Genomic DNA, 22,914 nt, shown 5'->3' with positions numbered 1-22,914 from the left:
TTTGTACACCTGTGCCGGCCTCTTCGCGGGTAAACCCGCTCCCACAGGTTCACCACACACCTTGAGGATTGTGCAGTACCTGTGGGAGCGGGTTCACCCGCGAAAGGGCCGGACAGGCTACACACCTGTCAGCGGCTGACCCGGTAAACCCGCTCCAACAAGCTCGATACCCCGGCCTGCAAAAACTTCGGGCTCTCCTCAATCACCTCCACAACCTCCAGCGCATCCACCTGCCACCCGGCAAACCCCTGCCGCAGTTCTTCATCCCCTACCGAAAACGGCGGCCCGCCCAGCAAGGACTGGTCGTAATCCAGGGTCACCACCAACCCCCGGCAGCTCGCCGGCAACAAGCCCGACAACAGCTGCATGTACGCCTCACGCATCTGCGGCGGCAAGGCAATCACCGCCGCCCGGTCATAAAACCCCGCGCAGTCACCAACATCCCCTGCCTGCAACGCAAAGAAATCGCCACACCAAAGCTCCACGTCACCACTGCGCCAAACCTCGAAAGCCCCGCGCTGTTGCACTTCAGCTTCAAGCCCATGCTCGCGGAAGAAATCCTCCACCGCCCGCCTCGACAGCTCTACACCCAATACGCGGTACCCCTGCCCAGCCAACCAGGCCAGGTCCAGGCTCTTGCCACACAGCGGCACCAGCACGCGGCTGCCCGGCGCCAGGCCAAGCGTTGGCCAATACTTCTGCAGATAGGGGTTCACCTGCGCCTGGTGAAAGCCGATCTGGTTGTCGGCCCACCGCTGCTGCCAGAACGCTGGCTCCATGATCACTCCCGATTTTTAGATGGTTTGTCAGTAAAAGTTGGTTTGGATTTCGATCTGTAGTTGATCGAAGATGATTGCATCTTAACCGTCAGGACCCCGCCATGCTGCCCAGCCTGTTCATTTCCCATGGTTCCCCCATGCTTGCCCTGCAACCCGGCGCCAGCGGGCCGGCACTGGCCGGGCTGGCCAACGCCCTGCCCCGACCGAAAGCGATCGTGGTGGTGTCGGCGCACTGGGAAAGCCACGAGCTGCTGGTCACTGGTAGCGCACAGCCAGAGACCTGGCATGACTTCCATGGCTTCCCACCTGCTTTGTATGCGGTGCAGTACCCGGCGCCGGGTGATCCCACCCTTGCCGGCCAAGTCAGTGAACTGTTGCAGGCTGCGGGGCTGCCAGCCCGGCTGGACCCGCAGCGGCCGTTCGACCACGGCGCCTGGGTGCCGCTGTCGCTGATGTACCCGGATGCGAGTATTCCGGTGGTGCAGGTTTCACTGCCCCGCCACATGGGGCCGGCGCTGCAGGTCAAGGTGGGCCAGGCGCTGACAGGTTTGCGCGACCAGGGCGTGTTACTGATTGGCTCGGGCAGCATTACCCATAACCTGGGTGAACTGGACTGGCATGCCGGGCCGGATGTGATCGAGCCTTGGGCGCTGGCGTTTCGGGATTGGGTGGTGGAGCGGCTGCGGGCGGATGATCAGCAAGCGTTGCTGGGTTATCGGCAGCAGGCGCCGTTTGCCGTGCGTAACCACCCTAGTGATGAGCATTTCCTACCGCTGTTCTTTGCCCTGGGGGCTGGGGGCAGGTTTGGGGTGGTGCACCAAGGGTTCACCTTGGGGGCGTTAGGAATGGACATTTACCGGTTCGGCTGACGGACCTCTTCGCGGGCTTGCCCGCTCCCACAGGTACATCACAGCCCTCAAACCTGTGGAGGACCTGTGGGAGCGGGCAAGCCCGCGAAGAGGCCGGCACAGGCAAAAAAAATCCCCAGCCGAGGCCGGGGATTTTTTCATTGCGCCAGGATCAATCCTCGCGGTAGCGACGCAGCTTCAGCTGTTTGCCAGCCACGCGGGTGTCCTTGAGCTTGGACAGCAGCTTCTCCAGGCCGTCTTCCGGCAACTCGACCAGGCTGAAGCTGTCGCGTACCTGGATGCGGCCGATGGCGTCACGGGCCAGGCCACCCTCGTTGAGGATCGCACCCAGCAGGTTCTTGGCAGCGATGCCGTCACGGGCACCCAGGGCAGTACGGCAACGCACGCGGCCTTCGGCCAGCGGCATCGGCGCACGACGCTCGCGGTCACCACGCTCCGGGCGCTCGCCACGCTCACCACGCTCGGTACGCTCACCACGCGGGGTGAAGCTCGGCACCAGCGGCTGCTCACGCTCTACCGCGGCCAGGTCCAGCGCCTGGCCATTGGTGGCCTTGCGCAGCAGGGCGGCAGCCAGGGCACGCGCGCTGCAACCCAGGTCGTTGGTCAGGCGATCGAACAGCTCGCCGTGGGTGGCTTCTGCTTCGGCGACCAGCGGTGCCAGGCTAGAGGTCAGCTTCTTGATGCGGGCATCCAGCACGGCCTGGGCATTCGGCAGGCGAGCTTCGGCAACTTTCTGCCCGGTTACGCGCTCGATCACCTGCAACATGCGGCGCTCACGCGGGGTGACCAGCAGCAGTGCACGGCCATCGCGACCGGCACGGCCGGTACGGCCGATACGGTGTACGTAGGACTCCGGGTCGTACGGCATGTCGACGTTGAACACGTGAGTGATGCGCGGTACGTCCAGGCCACGGGCAGCGACGTCGGTAGCGACAACGATGTCCAGGCGGCCATCCTTGAGCGAGTCGATCACGCGCTCACGCTGGTTCTGGGCGATGTCGCCGTTCAGCGCGGCAGCCTTGTAGCCCTTGGCTTCCAGCGCGGCGGCCAGGTCCAGGGTGGCTTGCTTGGTACGCACGAAGGCGATCAGCGCGTCGAACTCTTCCACTTCCAGCAGACGCAGCACAGCCGGGATCTTCTGGTCGGCGTGGACCATCAGGTGGGCCTGCTCGATCGCAGTGACGGTCTGGGTCTTGCTCTGGATCTTGACGTGCTTGGGCTCGCGCAGGTGGCGTTCGGCGATCGAGCGGATCGACGACGGCAGGGTGGCGGAGAACAGCACGGTCTGGCGGCTGGCCGGGATGGCATCGAAGATCACTTCGAGGTCGTCCATGAAGCCCAGCTTGAGCATCTCGTCGGCTTCGTCCAGTACCAGGTACTGCACGGTCGACAGGACTTTTTCGTCACGACGCAGGTGGTCGCACAGGCGGCCCGGGGTGGCCACGACGATTTGCGCGCCGTTGCGGATCGCACGCAGCTGTGGGCCCATCGGGGCACCACCGTAGACGGCGACCACGTTCACGCCCGGCATCTGCTTGGCGTAGGTTTCGAAAGCGGTAGCAACTTGCAGCGCCAACTCACGGGTTGGCGCCAGGATCAGGGCTTGCGGTTCGCGCTTGCTCACATCGATCTTGTTGAGGATCGGCAGGGCGAAGGCAGCGGTCTTACCGGTGCCAGTCTGCGCCTGGCCGATCATGTCGTGACCGGCGAGGATGATCGGGATCGATTGTTGCTGAATGGCGGACGGCTCTTCGTAGCCGGTCGCCAGAACGGCAGCAACAATGTTCGGATTGAGATCGAGAGCGGCGAAGCCGCCGGTTTCCTGGGTCATGGGTCTGCCTCTAGGTGCATCCGCAAAGACCCATGCTCCAAAGCTGCACAAGCCATGAAAGACCGACAGGTCACCCAGGCAGCTTTGGCGGCGGGGATTTGCGAAAACGATTGAAAAAGAAAACGTGGGAAAGTCCGCCTAGCGGACGTGCAGCCGAAGCTGGACTCGGAGGGTTTGCACCACCTGATTTTGCGGTCCGCTAAAAGACCGGCGCGTACTATACCCGAAATAGTGCGCAGACGTGAGGAATATTTTCAGGGTGCAGGGCCAGTATCGGGCCATCAGCCATGCGCAGCTGAAACGATTCCCGCCTGCGATACCGCGTCGCCTGATTCGCGGGCATGCCCGCTCCCACGGGATACTCACCGCCCTTGGGTACTGTGATATCCCTGTGGGAGCGGGCGTGCCCGCGAAGAAGCCAACTCAGGTAGCCGGCCGAATCTCGCGGATCAGCCCCTCAAGGCTATACCTCAGGCGCGGTGCCAGCGCCTCGGCCCGGGCCCGCAACCCATCCAGGTCCAGCGTCTGCTCCAGGTCCGCCGGCACCAGCAGGATCACATTGCCCTCCTTCACCGGCAGCTCCCAGTAATGCCGGTGATACAACCCGCGCAACAACGCCGCGCCCAGCGGCTTGCCGTCGTCGGTGGCCCACTGGTTGATCACCAGCCAACCACCCGGGTTCAACTTCTGCTGGCAGTTCTCCAGGAAGTTCCAGGCCAGGTGGCCCACCCCCGGTCCATGGTCGGTGTACAGGTCGACGAACAGCAGGTCGGCCTTCTCCGCCGTGGGCAACAGCTCCAGGGCGTCGCCGATGCGTACATACAGCCGTGGGTCGTCGTCCAGGCCCAGGTATTCCATGGCCAGGCGCGGCACATCCGGGCGCAGTTCGATGGCCTCGATGTCGTCCAGCGGCAGGAATTTCATGCAGGCCTGGGTCAGCGTGCCGGCACCCAGGCCGAGAAACAGCGCGCTCTCCGGCTGCTCGTGGCACAGCGCCCCCACCAGCATGGCGCGGGTATAGTCGTACTCCAGCCAACTGGGGTCGGCCGTGAACACGCAACTCTGCTCGATCGCATCGCCGAATTCCAGAAAGCGGTAGTCGTCGACTTCATACACGCTGATGACGCCAAAGGCATCCTCCACCCGTGCCAGTAGCCGCTCTTCCCGTTCCGCCGCCATGCTCACCACCCACCCGCGCAAAAACGCGCATTGTCCGTCAACACCCTCGATGCAACAAGCGCAGCGCCAACTGTTACCATGGCCCATAGCCTACAACTGACAAGACCGAGCCCGAGATGAACCAACCGTGGAGCCCCGACAGCTGGCGCGCCCTGCCGATCCAGCAGCAACCGACCTACCCTGATGCCGCGCACCTGCTGAAGGTCGAACAGACCCTGGCCAGCTACCCGCCGCTGGTGTTCGCGGGCGAGGCGCGTGAGCTGCGCCGGCAGTTTGCCGAGGTCACCGAAGGCCGCGCCTTCCTGCTGCAAGGTGGCGACTGCGCCGAGAGCTTCGCCGAGTTCTCGGCGGCGAAAATCCGCGACACCTTCAAGGTGCTGCTGCAGATGGCCATCGTCATGACCTTCGCCGCCGGCTGCCCGGTGGTCAAGGTCGGGCGCATGGCCGGGCAGTTCGCCAAGCCGCGCTCATCGGGCGATGAAACCATCGGCGACATCACCCTGCCTGCCTACCGTGGCGACATCGTCAACGGTATCGGCTTCGATGCGAAAAGCCGCATCCCCGACCCGGAACGCCTGCTGCAGGCCTACCACCAGGCCACTGCCAGCCTCAACCTGCTGCGCGCCTTCGCCCAGGGCGGGTTTGCCGACCTGCACCAGGTGCACAAGTGGAACCTGGACTTCATCGCCAACTCGGCGCTGGCCGACAAGTACCACCAGTTGGCCAACCGCATCGACGAAACCCTGGCATTCATGCGCGCCTGCGGCCTGGACAGCGCGCCGCAACTGCGCGAAACCAGCTTCTTCACCGCCCACGAAGCGCTGCTGCTGAATTATGAAGAAGCCTTCGTGCGCCAGGACAGCCTGACCGGCGACTACTACGACTGCTCGGCGCACATGCTGTGGATCGGCGACCGCACCCGCCAGCTGGACGGTGCCCATGTGGAGTTCCTGCGCGGCGTGCACAACCCGATCGGGGTCAAGGTTGGCCCGAGCATGAACCCTGAAGAGCTCATCCGCCTGATCGACACACTGAACCCGGCCAACGACCCCGGGCGCCTGAACCTGATCGTGCGCATGGGTGCCGGCAAGGTCGGCGACCACCTGCCGGGGCTGATCCGCACTGTCGAACGCGAAGGGCGCAAGGTGCTGTGGAGCTCCGACCCGATGCACGGCAATACCATCAAGGCCAGCAGCGGCTACAAGACCCGCGACTTTGCGCAGATCCTGGATGAGGTGAAGCAGTTCTTCCAGGTGCACCAGGCCGAGGGCAGCCATGCCGGCGGCATCCACATCGAGATGACCGGACAGAACGTCACCGAATGCATCGGCGGCGCCCGGCCGATCACCGAGGATGCGCTGTCCGACCGGTATCACACCCACTGTGACCCACGCATGAACGCCGACCAGTCGCTGGAGCTGGCGTTCCTGATTGCCGAAACCCTCAAGCAGGTGCGGCGCTGAGCAACGCCTGGCGCAACTGGCTGCCCTCCGGGCGCGGGCAGTTCAGTTGCACCTTCTCCAGGCCCAGCCAACTGGCCAGGCGCAGCAGGTTGCCGGCCAGGGCCTGGTAACCCTCCTCGTCCAGGCCTGCGGCCTCCACATGCACGGCATGTACTGCCAGTTGCCCCTGTGCGCGCTCGGCGCGCAGGTCCACACGCGCGCCGATGCGTTCGCGGTACAGGAACGGCAGCACGTAGTAGCCGTACACCCGTTTGTGCGCCGGGGTGTAGATTTCCAGGCGGTAGCGGAAGTCGAACAAGCGCTCGGTACGGTTGCGTTCCCAGACCAATGAATCGAACGGCGACAACAGCGCGCTGGCCTCGATGCGCCGAGGGATACGCGGTGCGCCGGCGCAGTAGGCGAGCTGCTTCCAGCCTTGCACCTCGACCGCTTGCAGGCGGCCATCAGCCACCAGTTTCGCCAGTGCCGACCTGCCCTGCCCCGGGTCCAGGCGGAAGTAGTCGCGCAGGTCGCGCTCGGTGGCTACGCCCAGGGCGGTGGCGGCGTGCAGCATCAAGCCCTGATGCGCCTCCGCCTCGCTGGGCAATGGCTGATCGAGGATGGTCCTCGGCAGGACCCTTTCCGGTACATCGTAGAGTCGCTCGAAGCCACGCCGGCCAGCGACCGTCACCTCACCTGCGGCAAACAGCCACTCCAGCGCGTGCTTTTCCTCGCTCCAGTCCCACCAGGGGCCGGCCCGTTCTTCACGAGTGGACAGGCTGCCCGCGCCAAGGGCGCCCTGTTCGCGGACGGCGGCCAGTACCCGGGCAATCACGTCCTGGCGTTCGCGGCCAAACTGCGCGAGCTGGCGATAGATGCCACGGCCATCGGCGGCATGGGCCATGCGCCAGCGCAGCAGTGGGTACAGGCTCAGCGGCAGCAACGAGGCTTCGTGGCCCCAGTATTCGAACATCAGGCGCTGGCGGCCACGCCCCCAGGCGAGCTGGTCGAGGGTGGCAGGCGAGTAGTTGCCCAGGCGGGAGAACAGCGGCAGGTAGTGGGAGCGGACCAGGGCGTTGACCGAATCGATCTGCAACACGCCCAGGCGTTGCAGCATGCGCTTGAGTGCTGGCAGGGTCGGGGCCATTTCCGGCTGCTTGCCGAAACCTTGGGCAGAAAGGGCCAGGCGGCGGGCCTGGTTGATGGATAGCTTGAGGGGCAAGCCTGAACTCCTTGTAGTGTCTGCACTGGCCCTTTCGCGGGTGAACCCGCTCCCACAGGGATACCACTGGTCTCGAGCAATGTGGCATTCCTGTGGGAGCGGGTTCACCCGCGAAGAGGCCAGTGATTCCACCGACAAACTTAGCCTATTTGCGCAGCGGGTCATCCCAGAAATGCCGCTCGGCCTCTTGCTGGATATCCGCCCGGCTCAACCCCAGGTCGTGCAAGGTTGCGTCACTGAGGCTGGCCAGTTCCTGACGCTGGCGGTACAGCTGCAGCCAGCGAACAGGACGCTGCAGGACTGCGTGCCACAGGTGGTTCAGGGAAAAGGCAGGTTGCTGGATGCTGCTGACATGACCTTTCATCGTGAAGCCCTCCGTGTTGATGGCTCCAGTCTCCTGCCAGGCATAAGATCAATCCAACGAATGTTTCTGATGCCATGCATCTCGGAGATTGATGCAATGTCCCAGTACCAGAGCCTCGACGCGGACGTGCTGCGCACCTTCGTTGCAATCGCCGAACAAGGCGGCTTCACCCGCGCCGGCGAGGTGGTCAACCGCACCCAGTCGGCGGTGAGCATGCAGATGAAACGCCTGGAAGAAGACATCCTGCAGCGCCAGCTGTTCGAGCGCGACGGCCGCCAGGTGCGGCTGACTGCCGAAGGCCAGGTGCTGCTGGGCTATGCCCGGCGCATCCTCAAGCTGCATGGGGAAGTGTTCAACACCCTGCGCATGCCGCACATGGTCGGGGTAGTACGCATCGGCACGCCGGACGACTACGCCATGCGCTTTCTGCCGACCATCCTGTCGAGCTTTGCCCAGGCTTACCCGCTGGTGCAGGTTGAGGTGCATTGCGACTCGTCCAAGCAACTGATGCTGCGCCAGGACCTGGACCTGACCATCGTCACCCGTGAGCCGGGCAACGAGATTGGCCAGCTGCTGCGCCAGGAACGCCTGGTGTGGGCCGCCGCCGAAGGCTTCTGCCCGCAGGAGCAACGCCCCATGCCGGTAGCCCTGTTCAACACCGACTGCTTCTGCCGGGCCTGGACCTGCAATGCCTTGGAAGCCCAGGGCATCGACTACCGCATCGCCTATACCAGCCCGAGCCTGGCGGCGATCTTTGCCATCGTCACCGCAGGGTTGGCGGTGACTGCGCAGCTGCAGAGCCTGATTGGCGGGAATATCCGCATTCTGGGCGAGAGCGAAGGGTTGCCGCAGTTGCCGGTGGCCAATGTGATGCTGGTGCGCAGTACCCAGAACCCTTCGCCGATCACCGATTGCATGGCCGACTACATTGTCGAAGGGTTCAAGTAACTTGGAGCTTGCCGACGATGGGCCGCAAGGCGCCCCCAAATCTCAAAGCTCAAACCCGAGCATCACCGCACACCCCACCAAAAACACACAGAACATCGCCCGCAACACCTTCTCCGGCAACGCATGGGCCAACTTCACCCCCCAGCTGATGCTGAGCAAGCCCCCCACCGCCAACGGAATTCCCACCCCCCAGTCAACACTATGGTGCACCCCATAGGTCACCAGGGTCACCAAGGTACTCGGCGCCGCCAGCGCCAGCGACAGCCCCTGCGCCACCACCTGGGTGGTACCGAACACACTGGTCAGGATCGGCGTGGCCACCACAGCCCCACCCACCCCGAACAAGCCGCCCATGGTCCCGGCAAAGCTGCCCAGCACACCCAGCCACGGCCAGGCATAGCGCAACTCGGCGCTGGGCGGCGTCACCTTCATGAACATCCGCGCCACGTTCCACACCGCCAGGGCCACCAGGAAGCCGACAAAGCCCAGGCGCATGGAATGCGCATCCAGCCCCACCGCCCAGATCGACCCCAGCCAGGCGAACACAAAGCTGCACAGCGACAGCGGCACGGCATGGCGCAGCTCGATGCGGTTACGCTGGTGATAACGCCACAGCGCCAGCAGCACATTGGGCACTACCATCACCAGCGCCGTGCCCTGCGCCAACTGCTGGTCCAGGCCAAACAGCACGCCCAACGCCGGGATGGCGATCAGCCCGCCGCCAATGCCGAACAAGCCACCCATGGTCCCCAGGGCTGCGCCCAGCACGATATACAACAACCACTCGATCATCAGAGCCTCATCCGCCTGTACACATAATGCGAGCATGCTAACGATTGCGGGCTGGCGGGGAAACGCATAGCAGCGCACAATGGCTATGCGTTTTTCGCAAAAGCAAGGCAGCCATGAGCCCCGATACCCTGACCGACCAGCTAAGCCTGTTCCTCGACGTGCTGGAAACCGGCAGCTTTTCTGCCGCCGCCCGCCGCCACCCGCTGACCCCGTCCGCCGTGGCCCGGCGCATCGACAACCTGGAAAACGCCGTGGGCAGCCGCCTGTTCACCCGCAGCACCCATGCCGTGCGCGCCACCCCCGCGGGCAATGCCTTTGCCGAACGGGCCAGGCGCATCATCGAGGAACTGCGCCTGGCCCGCGCCGAAGCGGTGTCGCTGAGCAATGCCCCAGAAGGCCTGATCCGCATCGACGCCCCTGCCGCATTCGGCCGCCGCCACCTGGCTCCGGCCATCGCCGATTTCCTGGTGGCCTACCCGGGCCTGGATGTGCAACTGCGCCTGATCGACAGCTTCGTCGACCTGCAGGGCAGCCACCTGGGCGAGGTCGACCTGGTGTTGCGTGCCGGCCCCCTGGCCGACACCCGGCTGGTCGCCACGCCACTGGCCTACATGGTGCGCGTCGCCTGCGCCAGCCCGGCCTACCTGGCCAGCCGCGGCGTACCCACCTGCCCCAGCGAACTGCCCGGGCACGATGGCCTGGACTGGGACGGCCTGGCGCCGCCATTCGCCTGGCGCTTCAACGTGGCCGGGCAAACCCGCCTGTACCGCCCCTCACGCATGCGCATGGCCGCCAACAACGCCGAAACCCTGCTGTTCGGCGCCCTCGCCGGCTTAGGCATCGCCCACCTGCCCACCTGGCTGATCAGCGAATACCTGCTGCGCGGCGAACTGATACCGTTGTTTTGCGACGGGGGCTTGCCCGAAGCGGAAACCAGCGGTATCTACGCGCTACGCCTGGAACATGAAACGAACTCTCGCAGCCGTTTGCTGCTCGAATTCCTCAAGAGCCGCTTCAGCCCGATTCCGCCCTGGGACCTGGCCTTGCGCAGTGAACTGCACGAGTAATGCGCGCACTAATGATCAGCGCGCCAGACTTTCCCATTGATTACCTTCAAGGACCTGCATGAACGCCGACACCCAAGCCTCCTCCTGTGACGAGCTGCTGCTGGACAACCAGGTCTGTTTCGCCCTGCATTCCACCTCGTTGCTGATGACCAAGGTCTACAAACCGCTGCTGCAGGCCCTGGGCCTGACCTACCCGCAGTACCTGGCCATGCTCGTGCTGTGGGAGCGCGACGGCCTGACCGTAGGCGAGATCAGCCAGCACCTGCTGACCGACCCCGGCTCGTTGACGCCGCTGCTCAAGCGCCTGGAAAGCGAGGGCCTGCTGCAGCGCAACCGCAGCCGCGAGGACGAACGGGTAGTGCTGGTGCAACTGACCGACAAGGGCCGCGCCTTGCAGCAGCAGGCCAGGGAAGTGCCGCAGTGCATCCTCAAGGCCAGCGGGCGCAGCCTGGAACAGCTGCAACAGCTGCAGGCCGACCTGCTGGCACTGCGCGAGAACCTGCAGAAAAACCTCTGACAGCTATGCTGTGCAATGGCCGTTCGGATGAGCGGTGAAGATTTATCTTGCGCGCTAACTAATTGCGCGCTAATTTAAATCCCACACCAACCCGCGCCCTCCTCCAGACGGGGAGCGCACAGCACATTAGCGAGGCTCAAGATGCAAAAGGTCACTCCGCTGTACATCGCAGAAGCAACCTCCACCGGTGGGCGCGATGGCAAATCCCGCTCCAGTGACGGCAAACTGGTTGTCAACCTGAGCACCCCCAAGGAACTGGGCGGCGCAGGCGGTGACGGCACCAACCCCGAGCAGATGTTCGCCGCCGGTTACTCGGCATGCTTCATCGGCGCCTTGAAGTTCGTGGCCGGGCAAGAGAAAAAAGCCCTGCCAGCGGATGCCTCGATCACCGCGAAGGTGGGCATCGGCCAGATTCCGGGTGGTTTCGGCCTGGACATCGACCTGCACATCAACCTGCCGGGCCTGGCCCAGGCCGATGCCGAAGGGCTGGTGGAAAAGGCACACAAGGTGTGCCCGTACTCCAACGCCACCCGCGGTAATGTGGATGTGCGCCTGCATGTAACTGTCTGACTAAGGTGAACACGACGCGGCCTCTGTGGGAGCGGGCGCGCCCGCGAAGAATTCAACACGGTGGCTGGCACCGGCTGCGCCGGTGTTCGCGGGCATGCCCGCTCCCACAGGGCCCCTGCTAATTCAGTGAGTTATGTGCAGCTCAATGAGAGCAGCCTTGCCGCGGCTTGAAGATCTGCAGGCATTAAAAAACCCGGCCAAGGCCGGGTTTTTTGCGTTTCACAAGAAGTATTACTTCTTGGAACGGCCTTTGAAGCTGTTGTCGCGAGTGTCGATATCGATCCACTCGTCGATCTGGATGAAGTCGGCAACCGAGATCTCGGTACCGTTCTTCAGCTTGGCAGGCTTCATGACCTTGCCCGAGGTGTCGCCGCGTGCAGCGTTCTCGGTGTAGACAACCTGGCGGCTGATGGTGGTCGGCAGTTCAACCGATACCAGGCGGCCTTCGAAGAACACGGCTTCGCAGACGTCTTCCATGCCTTCTTCGATGTACGGCAGAACGGCTTCGATGTCCTCGGCGTTCAGTTCGTACATGGTGTAGTCGGTGGTGTCCATGAAGGTGTATTCGTCACCGTTGATGAACGACAGGGTCGCTTCTTTGCGATCCAGGATCACGTCGTCCAGCTTGTCGTCTGCACCGTAGACGGTTTCGGTCTTGTAGCCGGTCAACAGGTTCTTCAGCTTGGTCTTCATGATCGCGCTGTTACGGCCCGACTTGGTGAACTCAGCTTTTTGAACCAGCCATGGGTCGTTGTCGATCCGCAGGACGGTACCGGGTTTCAGTTCTTTACCAGTTTTCATTACGAAGTATCCGAATCTGGATGGATTTATAAAAATCGAGGCCGCGTATCATAGCGAATTTCGGTAAAAGTGTACTAGCGCTGTGGCAAGGTCCGGCTGAGCGGCCTGCCGCGCTGCCCAACGCCGGGCATGCTGCCGCAGTTCTGGCCAGTGCTGGCGGGCCGCCTGCCAGGCCTGGCCCATGTCGCTGTCCATGTTCCAGGCACGCCACAGGCCAAGCAGGGCGGCATCGGCATCGTCTGACAACCCGTGTCGATAATGCGCGAGAAACGCTTCGAGCTTTTCCCAATGGGCATTCTCGTCCTGCACGTAGATGTGCCACAGCATCGGCTGCCCGGCCCACTGCGCGCGCACGAACGAGTCTTCGCCGCGCACGGCGTTGAAATCACAGCTCCACAGTAACCGGTCGTAGTCGTCCTGGCTGACGAAAGGTAGTACCTGCACGGTCAGCGCCCCTCGCTTGCGCACACTGCCCACTTGCAGCGGCGCCTCACCAAGCCACTGGCTGAGCCCCGCGACAACGCGCCCTTGCGGCACCAGCAGGTGACAAGGTTGCTCGCCTGAGGCCATGGCATCAAGCCAGTTGCCCATTTGCGGGTTTTCGTAGGCGAACAGGGACATCAGCAACGCCCCCGCTTCAGGGGTTACGCCAAGCCCCTGCAAGAAGGCCTGCCGTGCGCCCTGCTGGAACGCATCACGCCGTCCCAGCAGCGAGCCCTCGCGCAGCAGGCCACCGGTTTTTTCGGTAAAGCCGGGAAAGAAAAACACCTTGCGCAAGCCATTGGGCTGCGGCGAAGGCAAGCCATGGCAACCCTCCACCCAGTCCTCGGCACTAAGGTATTCGAGGTTCAGCCACAGCGGCGGCGTGGCGCGAGCACGCATTGCCTCTACATAAGGTGCTGGCAACTGGCAGGCGAAGGCACCAATTACCACATCAGCCGGCGCCACCGGCAACCAGGTCACCGGCCACTGGCGCACGTCCACACCGTGCTGCCACTGCTGCTGGGCGGTGGCATCGGCCCCTGGGCACATGGGCGTGAACGCATTGAGGTCATCCACCCACAGGCGCACTGCCAGCCCGTGCTCGGCCACCAGCTGCCGGGCCAGGCGCCAGGTCACGCCTATATCGCCGTAGTTGTCGACGACGCTGCAGAAGATGTCCCAGGTGGCTTTCATGTGCCCTGCCCTCGCCCAGCGGAAAAACCGCGCATTCTGCGCATAAATTGTCGCTGACAAAAGCACCTGCGCGGAAAAATGCCCAGGCGCATGCGACAATGCACCCCGACCACCCTGCCAGGAGGCAGCCATGCCGCGCCACCGTGAACTGAAGATCACCCTCAAGCCGTTGCCGTTGATCCTGTGCATTGCCTTTGGCCTGTGGCTGGGCGCCGTGGCCATCGCCGCCAGCCTGTGGCTGGCCCTGCAACTGTGGCCACAGCAGGTACAGCCACTGGCCCAGGCCGTGGCCCCCAGCGCGTACCGGCCTGCCACGTCGCCAGCGCCAGCCCCTGTGGCGGATGCCCAGGCGGAGATGTTCGAACGCTACAAGGACATCCTGCACAAGCAGGAACTGCAACAGGCCACCGAGGCCGCCCAGGGCAACCCGCGCAACCTCAACAGCCCCAAGTGCCAGTTCTGGCTGCAGCAGAACCGCACGGCGCCCACTGACAAAAGCCAGGCCAACGTACTGGAGTTCTGTTACTGACCATGGACAAGCCCCACCTGCTGGCGCAAATCGTCGCCACCCTCGAGCATGACCTGGATGTGCTGACCCGCGCGGCGCAAACCGCCTACGAAGCCGCCACAGCCGAAGAGAACATAGCCGAGAACAAGTACGACACCCTTGGCCTGGAAGCCTCGTACCTGGCCACCGGCCAAGCCCGCCGCAGCGCCGAGATCCGCATGGCGCTGCTGACCTACCAGCAACTGCTGCTGCGCGATTATGACCCGGCACGCGGGGTACAGGTGAGCAACCTGGTGACGCTGGAGGATGAAAATGGCGGGCAACGCCGGCTGTTCCTCGGGCCCGAGGCAGCGGGGTTGAAGATTGGCGAGGGGGATGGGCTGGTGACGGTGATTACCCCGCGCTCGCCGCTGGGGCAACAACTGGTCGGCAAGAAGGTTGATGATGAGGTAAGCCTGGGGGCACAGGCATTGGTCATCGTCGATATTGTCTGAACCGGCCTCTTCGCTCCTCAGGCCAGTGATACCCCTTGTAGGAGCAGCCTTGTGCTGCGAAGGGGCCATGAGCAACACAGAAGATCTGTTGCCTTACCGGCCTCTTCGCAGCACAAGGCTGCTCCTACACGGACTCCAAGGCATCGAACCGCCGCGCCAACCCCTGCTCGGCAAACTGCTCCACCACAAAGTCGATAAACGCCCGGGTCTTGCCCGGCAGCAGCTTGTGCTCGGCGAAATACAGGCTGATATGCCCATCGTCCACATACCAGTCCGGCAGCACCCGCCGCAGCCGCCCGCCCTCCAGGTACGGCACGGCAAACGGCAGGCTCACCAAGGCAATCCCCAAGCCCTGCTCGGCCACCGCGCAAGCCGCATCCGAATCGCTCATGGTCATCGCCTGGCGCAACTGCAATGGCTGCTGCACCTGCCAGCGGCTGGTCAACGGCCATGAACGCACCCGCCCGGTCTGCGGCGAGCGGATCAGGATACCGTCATGCCGTTGCAATACCTGCGGGTCGTCAATCGGCGCGTGTCGACCCAGGTACGCCGGCGCCGCCACCAGCACCCGGTGCGCCGGGGTCAGCTTGCGCGCCACCACCCCTGGCGGCAGTTCGAAGCCACCGCCAATCGCCGCATCGAAGCCCTGGCCGATCAGGTCGACCTGACGGTTGTCGAAATGCCAGTCCGGGGTAATGGCCGGGTAGCGACGCAGGAACTCACCCAGCAAGGGCAAAACATACAAGCGCCCGAATACCGTGCCCATGCTCACCCGCAACAACCCGGCCGGCTGGCCTTCGCTGCTGGCCAGGTTAGCCACGGCGTACTGGATGGTGCGGAAGCTGTCACTGACCTCTCCCAGAAATCGCTGCCCCGCTTCGGTCAGGGTCAGCTTGCGGGTACTACGCTGGAACAACCGCACCCCCAGGCGTGCTTCCAGCTGGGCAACATGCTTGCCCACGGCAGCCGGGGTAATGCTGAGGCGCCTGGCGGCCTCGGCAAAGCTGCCGACTTCGGCACTGCGGATGAAGCATTCCAACGCGTTGAACGATTCCATGGCCATGATTGGCAACCAAAGGTTTACTCTGATGATAGTGATTGCCATCTTATCAGCAGGTAATCAAGCGCCGATACTGCGCCCATCCAAGGCATTCCGGCCTGGCTTCCAGCAGGAGATCAGCATGTCCAAACAACACACCCTCGAAGGCAAAGTCGCCCTGGTACAGGGCGGTTCCCGCGGCATCGGTGCAGCCATCGTGCGACGCCTGGCCCGCGAAGGCGCACAGGTGGCCTTCACCTATGTCAGCTCCGCCGGCCCGGCGCAGGCGCTGGTTCAGGAAATTACCGACAACGGTGGCAAGGCCCTGGCCCTGCGGGCCGACAGTGCCGACGCAGCAGCCGTACAACTGGCTGTGGATGACACCGTGAAGGCCTTCGGCCGGCTGGATATCCTGGTAAACAACGCCGGTGTGCTGGCGGTAGCGCCGGTGACCGAATTCGACCTGGCCGACTTCGACCACATGCTGGCGGTGAACGTGCGCAGCGTATTCGTCGCCAGCCAGGCCGCGGCCCGCTACATGGGCCAAGGCGGGCGCATCATCAACATTGGCAGCACCAACGCCGAGCGCATGCCGTTTGCCGGTGGCGCCCCCTATGCCATGAGCAAGTCGGCGCTGGTCGGCCTGACCCGCGGCATGGCCCGCGACCTGGGGCCGAAAGGCATTACCGTGAACAACGTGCAGCCAGGGCCGGTGGACACCGACATGAACCCGGCCAGCGGCGAGTTCGCTGACAGCCTGATCCCGCTGATGGCGATCGGGCGGTATGGCGAGGCGGATGAGATTGCCAGCTTCGTGGCTTACCTGGCGGGGCCTGAGGCGGGGTATGTCACTGGGGCCAGCCTGACGGTCGATGGCGGGTTTGCTGCCTGATTGAAGGGTTGCCTGTTCCGGCCTCTTCGCGGGCGCGCCCGCTCCCACAGGTACTGCGCGATCCCTGTGGGAGCGGGCATGCCCGCGAATAGGCCGGCACAGGCTCTGCCACACAATGCATTGATGTAGTGCCCGACACTTTCCGATAATCCCCCCTTTACTCCTGCCCGCCACGAGAACTGCATGAACACCCCCACGCTCAGCCGTGCCCTGATCCTGCTGATGGCCACCGCCACCGGCCTGGCCGTAGCCAGTAACTATTACGCGCAACCGCTGCTGCACAGCATTGCCCAGCAGTTCGGCCTGAGCACCGCCAGTGCCGGCAGCATCGTCATTGCCGCGCAGCTCAGCTATGGCGCCGGCCTGTTGCTGCTGGCGCCGCTGGGCGACCTGTTCGAGCAACGCCGGCTGATCACCGTAATGACCGCCATTTCCACCCTGGGCCTGGTCATCAGTGCCTGCGCACCGAGCCTGCCCTGGCTGATCCTTGGCACGGCGCTGACCGGGCTGTTCTCGGTAGTGGCGCAAATCCTCGTGCCCATGGCCGCGAGCCTCAGCGAGCCACACCAGCGCGGGCGCGCGGTCGGCACGCTGATGAGCGGCCTGCTGCTGGGCATCCTGCTGGCGCGTACCGCCGCCGGCTTCATGGCCGAGCTCGGTGGCTGGCGCAGCATCTACGTGCTGGCCGCGGTGCTGATGGCCATCACCGCCGTGGCGCTGCACCGCAGCCTGCCGCAACACCACAGCCATGCCGGGCTGAAATACCCGGCGCTGATCGGCTCGGTGTTCCGCCTGTTCTTCGAAGAACCGGTGCTGCGCCTGCGCTCGCTACTCGGCCTGCTGGCGTTCAGCCTGTTCGCCCTGTTCTGGACGCCACTGGCGTTCCTGCTGGCGAAAGGCCCGTACCACTATTCGGACGCAGTGATAGGCCTGTTCGGCCTGGCCGGTGCGGCGGGTGCGCTGTCGGCCAACTGGGCCGGGCGCCTGGCCGACCGTGGCAAGGGCTCGCTGGGTACCACCGTGGGGCTGGTGGTATTGCTGCTGTCATGGGTCCCGCTGGGCTATGCCGAGCAGTCCTTGCCGGCCTTGCTGCTGGGCGTGCTGATGCTCGACCTGGCGGTGCAGCTGGTGCACGTGAGCAACCAGAATGCGGTGATTGCCCTGCGGCCCGAGGCGCGCACGCGGCTGAATGCCGGGTATATCACCTGCTACTTCATTGGCGGGGCATTAGGGTCATTGCTGGGCACGCAGTTGTTCCAGCGCCAGGGCTGGATGGGGATTGTGGTGGCCGGGTTGGTGATTGGCGGGCTGGCGTTGCTGGCGTGGGGGTTGGCGGAGCGCAAGCGCAGGAACGCTTTGCAAGCGGCCTGAAAAATTTTTGTTGGATTGTTCGCGGGCACGCCCGCTCCCACAGGTTTGTCACTGGCATGTAGCATGTGATGTACCTGTGGGAGCGGGCGTGCCCGCGAAGAGGCCATTAACCATGGCGACAATGCACCGCACGACCCTCCGTCGCATGGCCGTTGACTTGCCCGCCCGGGCAGCGCTCAGTAGGCGCTGGTCAATGCCCTTTCCCTGACAGGACGACGTTATGACAAGACTCACGGTGCAATCCGGCGATTTCTTGCAAGGTGAAGGCGAGTATCGCAACGGATCGCTCACACTCAAGACCCCGCGCAGCCCCTCCCCGGGCGAGCGGATTTCCCTGGCACGCATCAGCGACCTGCGGCTGGCCAGCCTGGAATCCAGCCGTAGCCTGGGCAGTGCCCTGGGCTGGGGCGTGGCCGGGGCCCTGGTGGCCGGGCCGGTGGGGTTGCTGGCCGGGCTGTGGCTGGGTGGCAAGGAAGAACAAGCCACGTTCCTGGCTACCTTCAAGGACGGGCGCAAGCTCATGGCCATTACCGATGGCAAGACCTGGTCGAAAATCGATGATAACTGGCGACAGCACAAGCGGCCGGCCAACCAAGATTGAATATCACCGGGCCTGGATCGTTTTATGTTGAAGGCGGCTGTAAGATGCCGCCTTTTTCATGGCCTGTGCCGGCCTCTTCGCGGGTAAACCCGCTCCCACAGGAAAATCACTATCCTCAGGTGCAGTGATATCCCTGTGGGAGCGGGTTTACCCGCGAAGAGACCGGCACAGGTGTCGCGCCTCCAGGAGCCCCACCGCATGCCCCCGCGTCACCCTCGCCTGCCCCTGAGCCTGCTCAGCCTGGGCCTGGCCCTGCATTGCCCCCATGTGCTTGCCGAAGACAGCGTGTTACTGGCCCCGCTGCAGGTGTCCGATACCTACGCCAACGACGGCTACCAGGCACGCCAGGCAGCAGTAGGTGGCTTCCAGTCCGCCCCCTTGCTCGACACCCCGGCTTCGGTCAGCGTGTTCAGCCAACAACTGCTGGAAGACCGCCAGGTGCGCAAGCTCAGCGAGGTGCTGCAAAGCGACGCCTCGGTGGGCGACAGCTATGCCCCCATCGGTTACTACGAAAACTTCAACGTGCGCGGCTTCGAGCTGAATGCCGCCAACAGCTACCGTATCAATGGCCAGACCATCGCCGGCGAGCAGAACGTAGCCCTGGAGAACAAGCAGCAGGTGGAGCTGCTCAAGGGCCTGTCCGGGCTGCAGAGCGGCGTGTCGGAGCCGGGCGGCCTGGTCAACTACGTGACCAAGCGCGCCGAAGACGTGCGCAGTATCACGGTTTCGACCAACGAACAGGGCGAACGCTACCTGGCCACCGACCTGGGCGGCTGGTTCGGCAGCGAGCGGCAGTTCGGCCTACGCGCCAACCTGGCCCATGAAGACATCCGCTCCTATGTCGACCATGCCGATGGCCAGCGCGACTTCGCCTCGCTGGCCTTCGACTGGCAGATCAACCCGGATGCCACCCTGCAACTGGATGCCGAATACCAGCACCGCGAACAGCGCTCGGTACCCGGTTACCAGTTGCTCGGTGGCAGCGAAGTGCCCCACGGCATCGACCCGGACGACCGCCTGGCCTACCAGCACTGGGCCAAGCCGGTGCAGAACGATTCGCTGAACCTGGGCGGGCGCTTCGAGTACCGTTTCAACGAGGCCTGGAGCGGGACCTTGAGTGCCTCGCGCAGCCAGGTAGTGATCGATGACTACAGCTCGTTTGCCTGGGGCTCGAGCGAAGGCGCGTTCTTCGGCAACAATGGCGACTACGACATCTACGACTTCCGCAGCCCCGACGACACCCGCCGCACCGACGAGGCGCAGGCCATGCTCAATGGGCGTTTCGATGCGCTGGGCGTAGGGCATGAGCTAACCGTGGGCACCAATGCGCAGCGGCGCACGCTGGACCAGCGCCCCAGCTACATGGAATGGGTAGGTACAGGCAACATCCACACCGGCGCGCCGGCCTTTGATCCATCCGACAAGCCCATCAGGTCTAGCGAACGTCGCCTGGACAGCCGCCAGTACGGGCTGTTCGTGAGCGACCGCATCAGCTTCAACGAGCAATGGCAGACCGTACTGGGTGCCCGTGAAGTACGCCTGGACGAGCAAACCTGGAATGAGGACGGCGTTGCCGGCCGCCATACCCGGCAGTATGAGTTGCTGCCTAACGCTGCGCTTATCTACAAGCCGCAGCCGGATACCACGGTATACGCCAGCTACTCCAAGGGCCTGTCAGCAGGCGGTACCGCCCCCTGGTTCGCCGAGAACAGATTCGAAATCCTCGCGCCAACGACCTCGCACCAGCTGGAACTTGGCCTCAAGCACGACTGGCAAGGGCTGAGCTTCAGCGCCGCACTGTTCCAGATCCGCCAGGCATACCAATACGCCCGCCCGGACGGCGCCGGTAAATTCACCTACGTGCAGCAAGGCCAGCAAAAGAACACCGGCCTGGAGCTGGGCGCCAGCGGCTGGGTGACCTCGAACCTGCAGGTGCAGGCCAGCGCTGCGGCCATTCGGGCGCGGGTGCAGAACAGCGGTACCTATGCCTATGAAGGCCACCAGGCGATCAACGTGCCCAGGTTCCGGGCGGCGCTGCAGGCGGAATACACCCTGCCGGTGCCGGGGCTGGCACTGCTGGGCGGGGCGCGCTACAGCGCCAGCAAGTATGCGAGCCAGGCGGGTAATGTGGAGGTTGGCGGGTATACGGTGTTCGACGTGGGTAGCCGCTACCGCACGCGCATCGGGGGGTATGACACGGTGCTGCGGCTGACTGTGGATAACGTGTTCGACAAGCGTTATTGGCGCGATGTGGGGGATTACCTGGGGGATAACTACCTGTTCCAGGGAGCGCCGCGGACGGCTCGGCTTTCGGCTTCGGTCAGCTTCTAGGTTTTTTGGGCTGCCTTGCAGCCCATTCGCAGCACAAGGCTGCTCCTACAGGATGGGTGCGACCCTGTAGGAGCAGCCTTGTGCTGCGAATGGGCCGCAAAGCGGCCCAAAAACAAAAAGCCCCCGGCCTTTCAGCTCGGGGGCTCTTCGTAGAATGTGGCGGTGAAGAAGGGATTTGAACCCTTGATACGATTTCTCGTATACACACTTTCCAGGCGTGCTCCTTCGACCACTCGGACACTTCACCGTTTCTCTTCAAGCCTTGCAGCCTGTCGAGGTGCGCTAATTTAGTGAAAGACATTCCCTTTGGCAAGCATTTTTTCAATTTTTTCATGCATTTGCATTTGAGCCCCGGCGTACGCTGACCGACCGGTCAGCCTTACTGCTTTACCTCGCCCCCGGCGCTGGGTAACGTCGTCGCCACGCCAACAAAAGGACTCTGCCATGAGCGAGCTGATTACCTACCACGCCGAAGACGGCATCGTCACCCTGACCCTGAACAACGGCAAGGTCAACGCCATCTCGCCAGACGTCATCGCCGCCTTCAACGCCGCGCTCGACCGCGCCACCGAAGAACGCGCGGTAGTGATCATCACCGGGCAGCCAGGCATCCTGTCTGGTGGCTACGACCTCAAGGTGATGACCAGTGGCCCCAAGGAGGCGATCAGCCTGGTCACCGCCGGCTCCACCCTCGCCCGCCGCCTGCTGTCGCACCCGTTCCCGGTGGTGGTCGCCTGCCCGGGCAATGCCGTGGCCAAGGGCGCCTTCCTGCTGCTGTCGGGCGACTACCGCATTGGTGTCGAAGGGCCGTACAAGGTGTGCCTGAACGAAGTGCAGATCGGCATGACCATGCACCATGCCGGCATCGAACTGGCCCGCGACCGCCTGCGCCGCTCGGCCTTCCACCGCTCGGTGATCAATGCCGAGGTATTTGACCCGCAGGGTGCGGTGGATGCCGGCTTCCTCGACAAGGTGGTGCCGGCCGAGCAGTTGCAGGATGCGGCACTGGCGGCGGCGCGAGAGCTGAAGAAGCTGAACATGCTGGCGCACAAGAACACCAAGCTGAAGGTGCGCAAAGGGTTGCTGGAAGCCTTGGACAAGGCGATCGAGCTGGACCAGCAGCATATGGGCTAGCCGGAGCGGCCTCTTCGCGGGTTTACCCGCGAAGAGGCCGGAACAGGCTTACACCAGGGTTTGCCCCAACCAGTGCACATCCGTACACTGCCCGGCGACTGTCTGGTGTGAGTCGTACCATGCTTTATTCACTGCGCATGTTCCTGCTGGCGCTGCATTTCCTTGTGGTTGGCGCCCTCGGCCTGGTCATTGGCCTGTGCCGCCCTTTCAACCCCGACAACAGCCGCGTGTTTGCCCGCCTCTACAGCCTGCCGGCCACCTGGCTGATGCGAATCAGGGTCAAGGCCGAAGTCGGCCCGCTGTGGGACCAGCCGCCCGGCTGCGTGATCGTCGCCAACCACCAGTCCAACTTCGACCTGTTCGTGCTGGGCCAGGTGGTGCCGCAACGCACCGTGGCCATCGGCAAGAAGAGCCTGGGCTGGATCCCGCTGTTCGGCCAGCTGTTCTGGCTGGGCGGCAATGTACTGGTCGACCGCAAGAACGCCTACCAGGCACGCAAGGCCATGCAGAAGACCACCCGGGTGCTGCAGGACGACACCTCGATCTGGATTTTCCCCGAAGGCACACGCAATGCCGGCGAGCATCTGATGGCATTCAAGAAAGGCGCCTTTCACATGGCCATCGAGGCTGGCGTGCCAATCGTGCCGGTATGCGTTAGCCGCTATGCAGGGCGCCTGAGCCTGAACAGCTGGCGCCAGCGTACGGTGATCGTTCGCTCGCTGCCACCGATCGCCACGGCCGGCATGACCCTGCAAGACATGCCGGCGCTGATCGAGCAATGCCGGGGGCAGATGCAGCAGTGCATCGACCGCATGGAAGGGGAGCTGGCCAAGAGCTAGGTTGCCGGTTATGGCCTCTTCGCGGGCTTGCCCGCTCCCACAGGGATATCACAAGACTCGAGGATGGTGATGAACCTGTGGGAACGGGCAAGCCCGCGAAGAGGCCAGTGCAGGTTGCTCTTGAGCCCACTACAGCCCAAGCTGTAAT

22 protein-coding genes, 1 tRNA gene and 1 pseudogene are annotated in these 22,914 nt (G+C 63.9%); 14 read left to right on the top strand and 10 right to left on the bottom strand.

The annotated features are described in order from the left end of the window. Positions 1-128: 128 nt before the first annotated feature. Positions 129-779: a thiopurine S-methyltransferase gene (locus tag A4C63_RS04695; RefSeq protein ID WP_063911696.1), complete on the bottom strand. Its 651-nt coding sequence runs from the start codon at positions 777-779 to the stop codon at positions 129-131. A 101-nt stretch (positions 780-880) separates the two neighbouring features. Between A4C63_RS04695 and A4C63_RS04690 the strand changes: the two genes are divergently transcribed. Next, a complete protein-coding gene (locus A4C63_RS04690) occupies positions 881-1,648 on the top strand; it encodes a class III extradiol ring-cleavage dioxygenase (protein ID WP_063911695.1) in 768 nt (255 codons plus the stop codon). A gap of 151 nt (positions 1,649-1,799) precedes the next feature. Here A4C63_RS04690 and A4C63_RS04685 read toward each other — a convergent pair. Beyond that, positions 1,800-3,513 (bottom strand): annotated as a pseudogene (locus A4C63_RS04685) (DEAD/DEAH box helicase). A gap of 389 nt (positions 3,514-3,902) precedes the next feature. After that, on the bottom strand, positions 3,903-4,658 hold the full coding sequence (locus A4C63_RS04680) for a spermidine synthase (protein WP_063911693.1): 756 nt from the start codon (positions 4,656-4,658) through the stop codon (positions 3,903-3,905). Between the two features lie 116 nt (positions 4,659-4,774). Here A4C63_RS04680 and A4C63_RS04675 point away from each other — a divergent pair, with 116 nt between their 5' ends. Continuing rightward, the gene (locus A4C63_RS04675) at positions 4,775-6,121 is read left to right on the top strand and encodes a class II 3-deoxy-7-phosphoheptulonate synthase (protein WP_003247094.1); all 1,347 of its coding nucleotides are present in this window, start codon (positions 4,775-4,777) and stop codon (positions 6,119-6,121) included. Here A4C63_RS04675 and A4C63_RS04670 read toward each other — a convergent pair. Together A4C63_RS04670 and A4C63_RS04665 are read right to left on the bottom strand one after the other, a co-directional pair. Continuing rightward, positions 6,102-7,322, bottom strand: coding sequence for a winged helix-turn-helix domain-containing protein (locus A4C63_RS04670; RefSeq protein WP_063911692.1), 1,221 nt, complete (start codon positions 7,320-7,322; stop codon positions 6,102-6,104). The genes A4C63_RS04675 and A4C63_RS04670 overlap by 20 nt on opposite strands. A gap of 145 nt (positions 7,323-7,467) precedes the next feature. Further along, entirely contained in the window at positions 7,468-7,686 is a 219-nt protein-coding gene (locus tag A4C63_RS04665; protein WP_063911691.1) for a DUF1127 domain-containing protein, read from the bottom strand. A gap of 96 nt (positions 7,687-7,782) precedes the next feature. Here A4C63_RS04665 and A4C63_RS04660 point away from each other — a divergent pair, with 96 nt between their 5' ends. Continuing rightward, positions 7,783-8,634, top strand: a complete 852-nt coding sequence (locus tag A4C63_RS04660; RefSeq protein WP_061552405.1) for a LysR substrate-binding domain-containing protein — start codon at positions 7,783-7,785, stop codon at positions 8,632-8,634. Between the two features lie 42 nt (positions 8,635-8,676). On the opposite strand, the gene A4C63_RS04655 is transcribed toward A4C63_RS04660, so the two are convergent. After that, on the bottom strand, positions 8,677-9,426 hold the full coding sequence (locus A4C63_RS04655) for a sulfite exporter TauE/SafE family protein (RefSeq protein WP_015269373.1): 750 nt from the start codon (positions 9,424-9,426) through the stop codon (positions 8,677-8,679). A gap of 113 nt (positions 9,427-9,539) precedes the next feature. Here A4C63_RS04655 and A4C63_RS04650 point away from each other — a divergent pair, with 113 nt between their 5' ends. From A4C63_RS04650 to A4C63_RS04640, 3 genes are all read left to right on the top strand, one after another. Next, complete coding sequence (locus A4C63_RS04650; RefSeq protein ID WP_063911690.1) at positions 9,540-10,493, top strand: LysR family transcriptional regulator; 954 nt, start codon at positions 9,540-9,542, stop codon at positions 10,491-10,493. 58 nt (positions 10,494-10,551) lie between these two features. After that, the gene (locus tag A4C63_RS04645; RefSeq protein ID WP_063911689.1) at positions 10,552-11,010 is read left to right on the top strand and encodes a MarR family winged helix-turn-helix transcriptional regulator; all 459 of its coding nucleotides are present in this window, start codon (positions 10,552-10,554) and stop codon (positions 11,008-11,010) included. A 141-nt stretch (positions 11,011-11,151) separates the two neighbouring features. Continuing rightward, positions 11,152-11,580: an organic hydroperoxide resistance protein gene (locus A4C63_RS04640; RefSeq protein ID WP_063911688.1), complete on the top strand. Its 429-nt coding sequence runs from the start codon at positions 11,152-11,154 to the stop codon at positions 11,578-11,580. A gap of 231 nt (positions 11,581-11,811) precedes the next feature. On the opposite strand, the gene efp is transcribed toward A4C63_RS04640, so the two are convergent. Together efp and earP are read right to left on the bottom strand one after the other, a co-directional pair. After that, a complete protein-coding gene (gene efp, locus A4C63_RS04635) occupies positions 11,812-12,381 on the bottom strand; it encodes an elongation factor P (protein ID WP_013971530.1) in 570 nt (189 codons plus the stop codon). A gap of 48 nt (positions 12,382-12,429) precedes the next feature. After that, positions 12,430-13,557 (bottom strand): elongation factor P maturation arginine rhamnosyltransferase EarP, encoded by a 1,128-nt coding sequence (earP, locus tag A4C63_RS04630; protein WP_063911687.1) that lies wholly within the window; start codon positions 13,555-13,557, stop codon positions 12,430-12,432. Positions 13,558-13,687: 130 nt separating this feature from the next. Between earP and A4C63_RS04625 the strand changes: the two genes are divergently transcribed. Further along, positions 13,688-14,086, top strand: a complete 399-nt coding sequence (locus A4C63_RS04625) for a hypothetical protein (RefSeq protein ID WP_063911686.1) — start codon at positions 13,688-13,690, stop codon at positions 14,084-14,086. Positions 14,087-14,088: 2 nt separating this feature from the next. After that, positions 14,089-14,559 (top strand): GreA/GreB family elongation factor, encoded by a 471-nt coding sequence (locus A4C63_RS04620; RefSeq protein ID WP_063911685.1) that lies wholly within the window; start codon positions 14,089-14,091, stop codon positions 14,557-14,559. A 124-nt stretch (positions 14,560-14,683) separates the two neighbouring features. Here the strand turns inward: A4C63_RS04620 and A4C63_RS04615 are convergent, their stop codons facing one another. After that, the gene (locus tag A4C63_RS04615) at positions 14,684-15,622 is read right to left on the bottom strand and encodes a LysR family transcriptional regulator (RefSeq protein ID WP_063911684.1); all 939 of its coding nucleotides are present in this window, start codon (positions 15,620-15,622) and stop codon (positions 14,684-14,686) included. A 118-nt stretch (positions 15,623-15,740) separates the two neighbouring features. Between A4C63_RS04615 and A4C63_RS04610 the strand changes: the two genes are divergently transcribed. The 4 genes from A4C63_RS04610 to A4C63_RS04595 all read left to right on the top strand — a co-directional run bounded on the left by A4C63_RS04610 (position 15,741) and on the right by A4C63_RS04595 (position 20,793). Next, entirely contained in the window at positions 15,741-16,490 is a 750-nt protein-coding gene (locus A4C63_RS04610) for a 3-oxoacyl-ACP reductase family protein (RefSeq protein ID WP_063911683.1), read from the top strand. A gap of 183 nt (positions 16,491-16,673) precedes the next feature. Continuing rightward, the gene (locus A4C63_RS04605) at positions 16,674-17,861 is read left to right on the top strand and encodes an MFS transporter (protein WP_063911682.1); all 1,188 of its coding nucleotides are present in this window, start codon (positions 16,674-16,676) and stop codon (positions 17,859-17,861) included. Positions 17,862-18,081: 220 nt separating this feature from the next. Beyond that, complete coding sequence (locus A4C63_RS04600) at positions 18,082-18,462, top strand: hypothetical protein (RefSeq protein WP_063911681.1); 381 nt, start codon at positions 18,082-18,084, stop codon at positions 18,460-18,462. 198 nt (positions 18,463-18,660) lie between these two features. Beyond that, entirely contained in the window at positions 18,661-20,793 is a 2,133-nt protein-coding gene (locus A4C63_RS04595) for a TonB-dependent siderophore receptor (RefSeq protein ID WP_063911680.1), read from the top strand. Between the two features lie 157 nt (positions 20,794-20,950). On the opposite strand, the gene A4C63_RS04590 is transcribed toward A4C63_RS04595, so the two are convergent. Continuing rightward, positions 20,951-21,040: transfer RNA gene (locus A4C63_RS04590), tRNA-Ser, on the bottom strand. Positions 21,041-21,237: 197 nt separating this feature from the next. Between A4C63_RS04590 and A4C63_RS04585 the strand changes: the two genes are divergently transcribed. Together A4C63_RS04585 and A4C63_RS04580 are read left to right on the top strand one after the other, a co-directional pair. Next, entirely contained in the window at positions 21,238-21,927 is a 690-nt protein-coding gene (locus A4C63_RS04585; protein ID WP_015269365.1) for a crotonase/enoyl-CoA hydratase family protein, read from the top strand. A gap of 119 nt (positions 21,928-22,046) precedes the next feature. Then, entirely contained in the window at positions 22,047-22,766 is a 720-nt protein-coding gene (locus A4C63_RS04580) for a 1-acyl-sn-glycerol-3-phosphate acyltransferase (protein WP_063911679.1), read from the top strand. Positions 22,767-22,914: the final 148 nt, after the last annotated feature.

Source organism: Pseudomonas sp. p21, from assembly GCF_001642705.1.
Taxonomy (GTDB): Bacteria; Pseudomonadota; Gammaproteobacteria; order Pseudomonadales; family Pseudomonadaceae; genus Aquipseudomonas.
Note: the sequence above shows the minus strand (reverse complement) of the source record. Positions and strands in the feature narration are given on the sequence as shown.